Consider the following 12,816-nt stretch of genomic DNA (forward strand, 5'->3'; position numbering starts at 1 on the left):
GTTTGTATCGAGAGCGTTAATTTAAATAGCCTGCGACATTCATTTGTCGCGGGTTATTTTATGCTTTTTTTCAAAAAAACTACAAATGCTTCGTAGCATTTTCATAAATTTAGACGTATTGATATTTCTGGCTAGTGCCAGGATGTTGCTTAGGAGGTTGCTAAGGCGTTTTTTGGGGTTGTTTCGGATGGGAGCCGAATAAACCGCTTAAAAAGCTCAAGGCAACCACCTGGCAATATTTCACAAAGAAGAGGGGGATGCTGACAAAACAAGTTGTTACTTTATTTGTTAGTGAATAATAAGTCTCATCGAGATGTTTAATATAGATCATCCCCTTAAACTCCCTTTTCTGAGGGAGGTGGCCATTGTCATGATGACTTGTATATTGTTTTGCCTATCCTGTACCGTTAAGCGTACTGCTACACCAACACCACTGGTGCGGCTAAATAAAATAGAGCCTCCAATTTTAAAGAAACATGCTGAAAAAATGGATGTCGCAGCCGAATTCAAAAAAGTTTTTGAAGCCAGCCACCTTACTTTTACTTATCCAGAGCAAATTGACTCTTTTTATAAGAGAAATGAATTTCAACCTGTACTCGTGTCCCGCTTTATGCCGGATAATCAGCTACGAACTTTAGAGGATTATTTAGGGAACGCGAATGTTCATGGGATAGATCCGGAAGTTTTTTCGGTAAGCCGTATAAAAAAGTTATTGGATAATTATAATGATAAAGATTCCCGGAGAAAAGAATGGGAAGTTTATCAGGATGCTATGGAGCTTGAATTGGTCATTGCCGATGCAATGATCAAATATAGTAATGCTTTGCAATTTGGGATTACCGATCCGGCAAGGGTTTATATTAATTATAGCAGTCCAACATTGCGACCCGATAGCATGAGTATTATACAGGTTTTTGAAGTAAGAAATATCAAAACTTACCTTGATAGCATACAACCAAAAGACAAACAATACCTGGCTTTGCAAAAAGCACTAAAATCGGAAAAGGAAAGTGACAGTATTTATCGCACTCTAATGGTAAACCTGGAAAGATTGAGGTGGAAAAACAAGCCTACCGCTGATAAATATGTGCTGGTAAATATTCCAGAGTTTATGTTGAGTGTGATAGATAGCGGAAAAGTGGTGCTTCGCATGAAGGTTTGTGTTGGTGAAAAGGAAGTGAATAAGGAAACTCCTCAACTGAGCAGCATGATCTATAGTGTACAGGTAAATCCGGTTTGGAATATCCCGCAAAGCATTGCAAGTAATGAGATCATCACGTACGCAAAAAGAAACAGGTATTATTTTGCTAACAACGATATCAATGTATACCGGAATGGTAAGCTTGTGGGCGATCCGGAAGCTATCGACTGGCAATCTGAAGAAACAGGTTCTTATTCATTTAAACAACAGCCGGGCGAGCAAAATCCCCTTGGCAGGATCAAATTTCTTTTTAATAATGAGAGTAGCGTTTACCTCCATGATACACCTACACAATCGCCATTTAAGCAAAGTATAAGGGCAGTGAGCCATGGTTGTGTGCGGGTCGAACAACCTTTAAACCTTGCTTATGCACTGTTTGGTAAAGGACCAAAGTTTGATCAGATAAAAAAAGCGATGGCTAATGGTTATCCAAGAGCAAAATATATCGGACTACCTCTTCAGGTTCCTGTTTGTATTACCTATTATACTGCCTGGGCGGATAAAAAGGGTGTTGTTCATTTCTATAAGGACATCTATGGTTTGGATGATGTTTTATATAAACAGGTATCTTTTCCTTTTTCTCAACTCTATTAGGTGGCGTTTAGTCTTATTTTTGCCATAAATTCAATTACCCTTATTTTTTTTGATTTGCTAGGGGCATCTTTGCCACCAATTATAATACGCAAATCATTTTTTTAGGTAAGATTCAGAAAATCTTATTGGTAGAAATAAAAAAGAAACATTAATAATGACTAACAGGTTAGGTAAAATTCTCTTTTCAACCCGTACCACGGGTGTGATGTTGTTGCTTTATGCTTTTTCTATGGCCATGGCCACTTTTGTGGAAAATGACTATGGAACATCTGTTGCCAAGGCGCTAATTTATGACTGCTGGTGGTTTGAATTGATTATGCTAATCCTGGTATTGAACTTTATTGGGAATATTGGCAGATACCAACTTTTGCAACGTAAGAAATGGCCTCTATTGGTATTCCACCTCGCATTTGTGCTTATTTTTATTGGTGGTTATATCACAAGATATATAAGTTTTGAAGGATCAATGCATATCCGCGAAGGCGAAACAAGTAAAGACATTATTTCGGATAAGACCTTTATTAAGGTACAGATAGGTAAGGGTGATGCGGCATTGGCATATGATGATGTGCCTGCTAATTTAACTTCTAGCCGCATTCCTATGTATTTAAAGCCTTTTAAAAAGACATTTACTTCTGAGTACGATTACAATGGAGAGCGTGTTAAGCTAAAGGTTGTTGATTTTTATGCAAGGGCACAGGATTCATTGGTGCGCGGTGATACTGGTAAACCAACCTTACATCTTGTTGTACTTGAAAATGGTAAACGTGTAAATAAATATATTCCTACGGGTGGTGTGCAGCTGATGCAGAACATGCTGGTTTCTTTTAACAAAGAAACACCGGGTGCCATCAATATAAGTGATGCAAGCGGTGCACTTCAGATTTCTTCTCCTTACGAGGGTAATTATATGATTATGGCTACCCAGGAAAGAAAACCTGTTGTTGGAAATAATGTTCCTCAGCCCTTCAATTTAAGAAGCTTATACACTTATGGTGGATTTGCCTTTGTTGTTCCTGAGCCTGCAATACCAGGCCACATCATTTATTTTGAGGGTGATAAAAGGACTCATGAGCATGATCTGGATTTAGTGAAAGTACAAATTACTACACCAACCGCTGTGGATACGGTGTCGTTTTACGGTGGAAAAGGGATGACAAATTTTCAACATCAAAGTGAAGTTGGCGGTTTGAGGATTTCCTTGGCTTATGGATCTAAGATCTATCAAACGCCGTTTTCGCTTAAATTGGTAGATTTTAAGATGGAAAAATATCCGGGTAGTAATAGTCCGGCTTCTTATTCTTCTGATGTCATGATTTTGGATGAGGCTGGAGAAACACCATATAAAATATTTATGAACCATGTATTGGATCATTCTGGTTATCGCTTTTTTCAGGCAAGTTTTGATGAGGACGAAAAGGGGACGATTCTATCTGTAAATCATGATCAGTTGGGTACCAACGTTACTTATATTGGTTATATTTTACTTTTCTTAGGCATGTTTGTTACGCTATTCTGGAAAGGGACTCATTTTTCGAAATTGAATGAGCAATTGAAAACAATCTCTAAATCGAAAACATTGTTGTTGCTGCTTTTCTTTTTGCCTGTCGGTGCGGCTTTTAGTCAGAAGATAGATATGCATGGTACTGATGGCGCAACTACTCATGTTCATGAAAATGGTGAGGTTCACGATAATGAGCACAACGTTGTGCCTGGGAATGGTACTGCCCCAGAACATAAACATGAGCATAATGATACGCAACTGTTTTTGCCTACTAAAACCTTAGACCCGGTACAATTTGCTTCATCTATTAAAATAGATGAGACTCATGCCGATAAGTTTGGCCATTTATTGGTGCAAAATATTGATGGCCGGATTGAACCTGTTAATACGATGGCACTGGAAATCCTTAGGAAATTACATCGCAAGGATCGTTTTTATACATTAAATGCAAACCAGTTTTTCTTATCTATTTCGACAATGCCTTTCAACTGGATCAACGTTCCGTTGATTAAAGTAAATACTAAGGGTGGGCCTGAATTGCTTAAAACTGTGAGCGCTACTCCCGAAGGTTATACTTCGATGGTAAATTTGATAAAGATTAATTCGGACGGGACTGCTGAATTCAGATTAAAAGACGATTATGCAAAGGCATTTGCTAAGAAACCTGCTGAACAAAATAGCTACGATAAAGATGTAATTGATCTGAATGATAAGTTACAGGCTATGGAGCAATTGGTTTATGGGCAGTATTTACGTGTTTCTCCAATTATTGGTGATGCGAATAATACCTGGATTGCTATGACTATAAGTGATTTAGATAGTATTTCCGTTAAACCAAGTGCTATTAGCCGTTATGTTAAAGCTGTTAACGACGCTCAGGTATCAGGTAACTGGTCTTCGGCCGATGCAGCACTGAAAGATATTGGCGAAGCGCAACAGAAATATGGTAAGAATGTAGTGCCTTCACAGTCGAAAGTAGAATGGGAGATCAGTTATAACTCATGGAATATATTCCTGAATCTGATGATTACTTATGCCATTCTAGGGGTAGTGATACTTTCACTTGCCTTCATGAAGCTATTTAAGAATTCTAAATCACTTGATACACTGGTTAAGGTAGTTTTGATACTTATCGGCATTGCAGCAACTTTACAGGCGGTTGGTTTAGGAGCTCGTTGGTATATTTCGGGGCATGAGCCTTGGAGTAATGGTTATGAAGCGGTATTGTTTATTAGCTGGATAGGTGTTTTATCCGGTTTACTAATGTATAGAAACAGTAATGCGTTTATACCTGCTGCGGGTTGTTTAATTGCTGTGATTTTGATGGGCTTTGCACACGGTGGTTCTCAGATGAATCCTCAGATTACTCCGCTGGTTCCTGTATTGAAATCATATTGGTTGATGATTCACGTAGCAATTATTACTTCTAGTTATGGTTTCTTTGGCTTAAGTGCATTGATGGGTACAGTTGTATTGATACTTTATGTAATTGATAACAATAAAATCAGTGCAAAGGTTAAAGCTTCGATAACTGAGCTAACGATTGTGAATGAAATGTCGTTAACGGTAGGTTTATTTTTACTTACTGTTGGTACGTTTTTAGGTGGTGTATGGGCTAATGAGAGTTGGGGCCGTTATTGGAGCTGGGACCCGAAAGAAACCTGGGCGTTTATTTCGGTTATTGTTTATGCGTTTGTACTGCACGTTCGTTTAATTCCGGGCTTAAGAAGTAAGTACTTGTTTAATTTGCTGTCGCTGTTAAGTTTCTCMAGTATAATCATGACTTATTTCGGGGTTAATTACTACCTGACTGGTTTGCATTCGTATGCGCAAGGTGATCCTGTGCCAATTCCGTCGTGGGTGTATATTACGCTGGCGGTAGTTTTTGCTTTGGCTTTTGTTTCTTACAGAAGATATAAGGCAAGGAGTAAGAAGTAATCTCTTATCTTTATTATAGATATGAGTGAAATTTCTGTTTATTCAGTAGCGATATATCCTGTTCTCTCAGTAATGGAAAAGGTGAAGGCTATGAAAGATGAGCTGGCATCCGTAGCTGGTTGGTATGGCAGTAGAAATTCAAAGGCTCACATAACAATATGTGAGTTTAATGTAATTGGTGAAAGAGAATTGTTAGCTATTAAAAGTCAATTGCTTAAGCTTTGTACTTCTGAACCGCCTTTGGATTTAACATTTGATCGTATTGATGTATATGAAAATGGAGTAATATGCATATTGCCAGATAAGGAGTCAGAGATTATACTTAAACAATGTATGAAGAGGATTCAACAAGGTATGAAAGTTAAGTTGACTCATAGAAGTTATAACCCTCATATATCAATAGGTAGGAGATTAAACCACGAACAATTATCCTTGGCAAGAGATCTGTTTATGGATACAAAAGTAAATCTAAACTTTATTTGCGATAGAATAGTTCTTCGTGTTCGTGTGAACGAAGGCCAATTTGTAGTAATTGGAGAGTTTGTTTTTCAAAGCAACTCTCAATCGAGAGATGAGCAACTATCAATGTTTTAGGTAGACTGAGATAGGGCATATATAGATATAAAACAGTCTTGTTTTTTTCTTATTTTTGTAATGAGGATATCAATTTTTAGTGATTTCATCGTAGTCTTAAGATATGGAGCACAGTAGAAAAATAGCCATGGTAGTTAATCAGGTCAAAATGGAAGACGAAGACAGTCTCGATGTTTTATTTTGGCTTAGCAGAACAGTTTCCGAGAGATTATCTGAAGTTAGTCGCTTGAGAAAAAACTATTTTACTTGGGCAGATGGTAAATTTCCCGAAAAAATTGAAAAAGTAGTTCAACAAAGGAAATTATGATCTTCGAACAAGATTTTATTGATTTTATAGAATTGCTCAATCTTCATAAGGTTGATTATATGATAGTGGGTGCCCATGCACTTGCGTACCATGGTCGCCCCAGACATACCGGAGATTTAGATATTTGGATTAAACCAAGCGCCAAAAATGCATCAAGAATGATTAAGGTATTGAATGATTTTGGTTTTGGATCATTAGGTTTAACTGAACAAGATTTTTTAAAGGAAAATTATGTTACTCAATTGGGATATCCACCCTTACGGATTGATATCCTAAATGCAATATCCGGTGTTGAATTTGATGAAGCTTATATAAATAGAGTGGATGGCGAGGTTGATAATCTTAAAGTTAACTTTATTAACGTAACCGAGTTCATAAAAAATAAAGAAGCCTCGGGAAGAAAAAAAGATCTTGGAGATATCGCTTCTATAAAAAAGATAAAATCTTAGCTTTAACTAACTGGTTAATTTAGTAACATTCTCGTATATTAAGAGTCTGATTATTAATTTGTTCAATATGAAATTCTTATTCGTCTTCTTAGTCGTTTTCAATCTGTTTTGTGGTGCTTTATTAGCCCAGCAAAGCCAGGAAAAATATACCAACGAATTAAAGTATCTCCTTTATTTACCGGAAAATTATAATAAAGATGATCAACAAAAATTCCCTGTTGTATTATTTTTACATGGCAGTGGTGAACGTGGAGATGATGTAAGCAAGGTTGCAGTAAATGGTTTACCAAAATTGATCGCCGATGGGAAAAAGTTTCCATTCATTGTAGTGTCGCCCCAGGTGCCAGAAGGAGAACGCTGGGAAAGCACAGATTTAATGCGTTTAATGAAGGATATTAAGAAAAAGTATAGAATTGATGAAGATCGATTGTACTTAACGGGTTTAAGTATGGGTGGTTATGGCAGTTGGGATATGGCAATGAAATATCCTCAGATGTTTGCCGCAGTTGTGCCGATCTGTGGAGGGGGGGATGTTTCCAAAGTCTGGGCAATAAGGCATACACCTGTTTGGGTTTTTCATGGAGGAAAGGATAATGTTGTTCCGCTTAAAGCAAGTCAGGATATGGTTAATGCACTAAAACCTATAAATCCGGATGTTAAATTCACTATTTTTCCGGAAGACGGCCACGACAGCTGGACTTCAGCATACAATACCGATAGTTTATATACCTGGTTGCTGGGCATCAAAAAGTTTAAGTACGCTAAAGTTCCGGTAGATCAGGAACTGCTGGATACTTATCAGGGCTCCTATTATAATGATCTTGCCAACGATACCTTGAAGATAACCGTAACAACGGGCATAGTTACAATGATTCGGAAAAAGGGAGTTACTGAACTAAAACCCTATGCAAATGAAAAGTTCTTTGTAAATGAGAACGATCCGGTTGATGCTGTATTCTCAGGCAAAAAACGAAAAATGCAACTCCTTATAAATGCCGACAGACAGTATGTTTACAAAAGGATTGGTGATTAAAAAGTACAGCTAATCTCAGGGATCATTACCTGTTTTATGTTAAAATCCCTTAAGATGATGTAAGAATTGCTGAATTTTTATGTGCTTTATTTAAGTATCATTGAAAACACTTTTTAACCAAACCTGTATATCACAAAATGAAACCACACAAAAAACAAATTTATGCACTTTTTATTTTCCTGCTGTTTCAGCTTAGTCTGACTGCTCAGGTAAAGAAAGTAGCGCAACCCACACAGGACTTAAAACTATGGGATAATAAGCCTGCCAAAGAATGGATGACAGAAGCTTTCCCTATGGGAAATGGAAGAATTGGCGGGATGGTATTTGGCGGAATCTCACAAGAACACATTCAATTTAATGAAATTAGTTTGTGGACCGGGGACGAAACAAATACAGGTGCTTATCAAGCATTTGGTGATGTGTACATCAATTTTAAAGACAAAGATGCTAAGGCCGCTGTTCCTGCTGATTATCGCAGAGAAACTGATATTAGCAAAGCTGTTCAGAAAATTTCTTTCACAGACAATGGCGTTGCCTATAAACGTGAGTACTTTTGCAGTTTCCCTGATAAGGTAATGGTGTTGCGTTTTACTGCCAATAAAAAGGCAGGATCCTCGGCTACTATACAACTTAGGGATGCTCATGATGCAAAAGTTACCGCTGATGGAACAAGGTTAACCATTGCTGGGAAACTTGAAAATGGAATGGCATACAGCGCTACTTTATTGGTAAAAACAGAAGGTGGATCTGCAGTTATAGAATCGGATGGTAAAGGTGGATCTCAATTAAATATTAATAAGGCAGATGCATTTACTATTTTACTTTCAGCAGCAACTGATTATAGCAATAAGCGTGATCAACAATGGAAAGGTGAGGATCCTGATGCTAAAGTTAAACAGATTTTGGCGGCGGCATCAACTAAAAACTATCAGCTGTTGCTAAACAATCACATTAAAGATTATCAGAATTTATTCGGAAGAGTGTCGTTAAACCTGGGTGCTACCCCGGCAGCAACGCTGTCGCTTCCAACTTATAAAAGGATAATTAATTATAAGAAAGCAACAGATCCTCAATTGGAGGCACTTATTTTTCAGTATGGAAGATATTTGTTAATCAACTCATCGAGAAAAGGGGGCTTGCCTGCCAATTTGCAAGGCTTATGGAACGAAAGTAACAACCCGCCATGGCGGTCTGATTACCACTCGAACATTAATATACAAATGAATTATTGGCTTGCAGAGCCTACCAATCTTTCTGAATCTCATTTTCCATATCTGGATTACATAAACAGTATGCGCGAAGTGAAAAAGGAAAATACCAAAAAGGAGTATCCTGGGGTACGTGGGTGGACTGTGAAAACGGAAAACAACATTTTTGGTGGCGAAAGCTTTTTATGGAACACACCAGGTAGTGCATGGTATGTACAGTCTATCTGGGAACATTACGCATTTACAAGAGACAAAGCTTACCTTAAAAACTTTGGTTACCCGATACTAAAAGAGATCACGGAGTTTTGGGATGATTATTTGAAACGTAGAGATGATGGCACTTTGGTAGCACCAAAGGGCTGGTCGCCAGAACATGGACCTACTGAAGACGGTGTTTCGTACGATCAGCAAATCGTGTATGATCTGTTTACCAATTATATTGAAGCTGCTGATGCATTAGGCGTTGACAAAGCTTATAGAGATAAAGTAATGGATATGCGTGAGCACCTGTTAAAACCCAAAATTGGTAAATGGGGACAGTTACAGGAGTGGGAAACAGATCGTGATGATCCAAAGGATAACCACCGACATGCATCTCATCTTTTTGGTCTACATCCGGGCAGACAGTTCAGTACGACTGAAACACCAGAGCTAACAAAAGCTGCAAAAGTAAGTTTACTTGCACGTGGCGATGCCTCAACTGGTTGGTCTATGGCCTGGAAAATGAACTTTTGGGCAAGGTTACATGATGGTGATCATGCTTATCTGATTCTTAAGAACTTTATTACACTTGTAGGTGGTTCTGGTGTTGATTATAATGAAGGTGGTGGAATTTATGCGAATTTGTTTTGCGCACATCCTCCTTTCCAGATAGACGGTAACTTTGGTTATACTGCTGGTGTTGCGGAGATGTTGCTTCAAAGTCAAACTTCAGAAATTGAATTGCTTCCTGCTTTACCCAAAGAATGGACTAGTGGAAGTGTAAAAGGTCTGCGTGCAAGAGGTAATTTTGAAATTACTGATCTGCAATGGAAAGATGGAAAGATCGTTAAGCTCTCTGTGAAATCGTTATCTGGCGGAGATTGCAATCTTCGTGTTCCAAATGCTTTAAAGGCAGTTTTTGCTGTGAAAAACAGCAAAGACGAAAATGGCTATAAATATGGTTTTAAAACTGTAGCCGGTAAGGTTTATGGTTTTGTAGACCAGTAATTAATTAAGGACAGGATAGTGCATGACACTTATGTCAAATTAATTACGGATAATAGTGAGTTGCTTAGGATTTCCGGGCAACTCATTATTAATCAAATATGAGACCATGTATTAAGACGTTGCTGCAGAAATGTGCAGTATTTGGGCTTTTGTTTGCCGTTAACCTTACGGCCCTTGCCCAGAAATTAAGTGTAAATGACCTTAAGGTTGAGCACCTTAAAAATCCACTGGCTATTGAAACGCCAAAACCCAGGTTTAGCTGGAAAATCATTTCAACAGTAAAAAATACCTTACAATCTTCTTATGAAATTAGAGTAGGCACTAGTAAGGCCTCAGTGAATGCAGGTAAGGATCTTGTCTGGAAAGGATCTACCACAGGAGATCAATCTGTATTGATCGAATATGCAGGATCAGAATTACAATCAAAAAAGAGATATTATTGGCAGGTTAGGGTAAAAGACAATCACGGCAATACATCTGCCTGGTCTGAACCTGGTCTCTTTCAAATGGGAATTGCTCCGACAGACTGGACCGCAAAATGGATCACCGTAGCGGGAAAAGATAGTTCTGCAAGAAGCCCGCTTTTTAGAAAGGAATTCTCCTTACAAAAGAAAGTCAAATCGGCTATAGCCTACATTACTGCAAAAGGATTGTACGAAGCCAACATCAATGGTCAGCGCGTAAGCGATACCTATTTTGCACCGGGATGGACCAGTTATAAAGATCACCTGCAATACCAGGTATACGACATAACTGCTGCTTTGAAAAGTGGAGCTAATGTATTGGGTGTAAGTCTAGGAAATGGATGGTACAAAGGGCGAATCGGTTTTGGAAATCAGCACAACTTTTATGGTGATACACGCGGATTGCTGATGCAGGTAGAGGTGGAATACACTGATGGTACCAAGGAATCGATAAATACAGATGAGAGCTGGAAATATACCTATGGACCAATTATGGCTTCGGACATTTATGATGGTGAGATCTATGATGCCAGGATGGAAATAGCCGGCTGGAACAATACAGGCTTTAAAGAAGATGCTGCATGGACTGCAGTTGGTACAATGGAAAAAGGTACTGAAAAGCTGGTGGCTATGAGTGGTCCGCCGGTAAGGAAACATGAGCAATTTAAAGCACTTAAAGTTTTCAAAACGCCAGCAGGAGAGACAGTAGTGGATTTCGGGCAAAATCTGGTGGGTTGGGTTATGCTTAAAGCTAAAGGTACTGCAGGAACGAAGATCACTTTGAGCCATGCAGAGGTACTTACAAAAGAGGGTAACTTTTATACGGTAAATCTGAGATCTGCAAAGGCACAGGACACTTATATATTAAAGGAAAATACAGAGCAGGTTTTTGAACCTCATTTTACTTTTCAGGGATTCAGATATGTGAAGGTAGAAGGCTATCCAGGAGAATTGAAAACTGAGGACCTAACCGCAGTTGCTGTGTATTCGGATATGGAAACAACAGGCAAGTTTTCGACGTCTAATGCCATGCTGAATCAATTACAGCACAACATCCAATGGGGGCAAAAAGGAAACTTTGTAGATGTACCGACTGATTGCCCGCAGCGCGATGAGCGTTTGGGCTGGACAGGAGACGCACAGGCTTTTGCCAATACAGCAGCTTATAATATGGATGTTGCCGGATTTTTTACCAAATGGTTAAAAGATGTAAAAACAGATCAACAACCTAATGGCCTGATCCCGCATGTGATCCCAAATGTATTAGGACCAAATGATGGTGCATCTGCAGGATGGGCGGATGTATCTACAATTATTCCATGGGATATGTATGTTGCTTACGGTGATCGCAGGATATTGGAAACACAATATGAAAGTATGCAGAAATGGGTGGGTTATATTTCATCCGTTGCAAAGAACAATCTTTGGAATTCAGGTTTCCACTTTGGCGACTGGCTGTTCTATCGTCCGAATGATGATAATGATGGCAGGGCTGCAGTAACCGATAAATATTTGATTGCGCAGACCTTTTATGCGCATTCTACACAGTTGCTGATCAATGCGGCAAAAGTATTAGGTAAACAGGATGATGTAGCTAAATACACCGCACTTCTTGCTGAGATCAAAGCAGCATTTGTGAAGGAGTACATGACGCCAACTGGCCGATTGGTATCTGGAACGCAGACCGCTTATGTTTTAGCTCTTCATTTTGACATGCTGCCCGAAGAACTGAGAGCGCCATGCGCTGAACGCCTGGTTGCTAATGTCCGCGACTATGGAAATCACCTGACAACCGGCTTTTTGGGTACACCTTATTTATGCCATGTACTGACCAGATTTGGACACAACAATGTTGCTTACGATCTTTTAATGCAGGAAAGCTATCCTTCGTGGCTTTATCCTGTAAAAATGGGCGCTACTACGATATGGGAAAGATGGGACGGTATTAAACCTGATGGATCTTTTCAAACTCCTGATATGAACTCTTATAATCACTATGCTTATGGTGCTATAGGTGACTGGATGTATAGAACAATTGCAGGAATAAATTCGGTAGCTGATCAGCCAGGGTATAAGTCTATTGTTATTGCGCCGAAACCAGGTGGAAAAATAACTAACGCATCGGCAGAATTAGAAACTGTATATGGCACGGTAAAATCAGCATGGACATTGGAAAATGGATTGTTAAAGCTTGATGTTACGGTACCAGCAAATACCAAAGCTAAGATCGTATTGCCAGATACAACTAAAGAAATTGGATCTGGTAGTTATCACTTTGAAAGTAAAATTTAATAAAAGAAAAAAGGCCGGTATCA

8 protein-coding genes are annotated in these 12,816 nt (G+C 38.8%); all 8 read left to right on the plus strand.

The annotated features are described in order from the left end of the window. The first annotated feature begins 313 nt into the window (after positions 1-313). The 8 genes from AC1DG9_RS04550 (at position 314) to AC1DG9_RS04585 (ending at position 12,793) form a co-directional block, all read left to right on the plus strand. A complete protein-coding gene (locus AC1DG9_RS04550; RefSeq protein ID WP_288881091.1) occupies positions 314-1,795 on the plus strand; it encodes a L,D-transpeptidase family protein in 1,482 nt (493 codons plus the stop codon). A gap of 154 nt (positions 1,796-1,949) precedes the next feature. Next, positions 1,950-5,237 carry a cytochrome c biogenesis protein gene (locus AC1DG9_RS04555; protein WP_337716401.1) on the plus strand — a complete coding sequence of 1,096 codons (3,288 nt, stop codon included), beginning with the start codon at positions 1,950-1,952 and terminating at the stop codon, positions 5,235-5,237. Between the two features lie 21 nt (positions 5,238-5,258). Further along, the gene (locus tag AC1DG9_RS04560) at positions 5,259-5,831 is read left to right on the plus strand and encodes a 2'-5' RNA ligase family protein (protein ID WP_172659519.1); all 573 of its coding nucleotides are present in this window, start codon (positions 5,259-5,261) and stop codon (positions 5,829-5,831) included. Between the two features lie 148 nt (positions 5,832-5,979). Then, complete coding sequence (locus tag AC1DG9_RS04565) at positions 5,980-6,138, plus strand: hypothetical protein (RefSeq protein ID WP_246269395.1); 159 nt, start codon at positions 5,980-5,982, stop codon at positions 6,136-6,138. Continuing rightward, complete coding sequence (locus AC1DG9_RS04570; protein WP_246269397.1) at positions 6,135-6,587, plus strand: hypothetical protein; 453 nt, start codon at positions 6,135-6,137, stop codon at positions 6,585-6,587. Before AC1DG9_RS04565 ends, AC1DG9_RS04570 begins: the two co-directional genes overlap by 4 nt. A gap of 67 nt (positions 6,588-6,654) precedes the next feature. Beyond that, positions 6,655-7,620, plus strand: coding sequence for a carboxylesterase family protein (locus tag AC1DG9_RS04575; RefSeq protein WP_337716403.1), 966 nt, complete (start codon positions 6,655-6,657; stop codon positions 7,618-7,620). Between the two features lie 137 nt (positions 7,621-7,757). Continuing rightward, positions 7,758-10,037 carry a glycoside hydrolase family 95 protein gene (locus AC1DG9_RS04580; protein ID WP_337716405.1) on the plus strand — a complete coding sequence of 760 codons (2,280 nt, stop codon included), beginning with the start codon at positions 7,758-7,760 and terminating at the stop codon, positions 10,035-10,037. Between the two features lie 98 nt (positions 10,038-10,135). Next, complete coding sequence (locus AC1DG9_RS04585; RefSeq protein WP_172659522.1) at positions 10,136-12,793, plus strand: glycoside hydrolase family 78 protein; 2,658 nt, start codon at positions 10,136-10,138, stop codon at positions 12,791-12,793. The last annotated feature ends 23 nt before the right edge of the window (positions 12,794-12,816 follow it).

Source organism: Pedobacter sp. 05L430 (genome assembly GCF_056397585.1).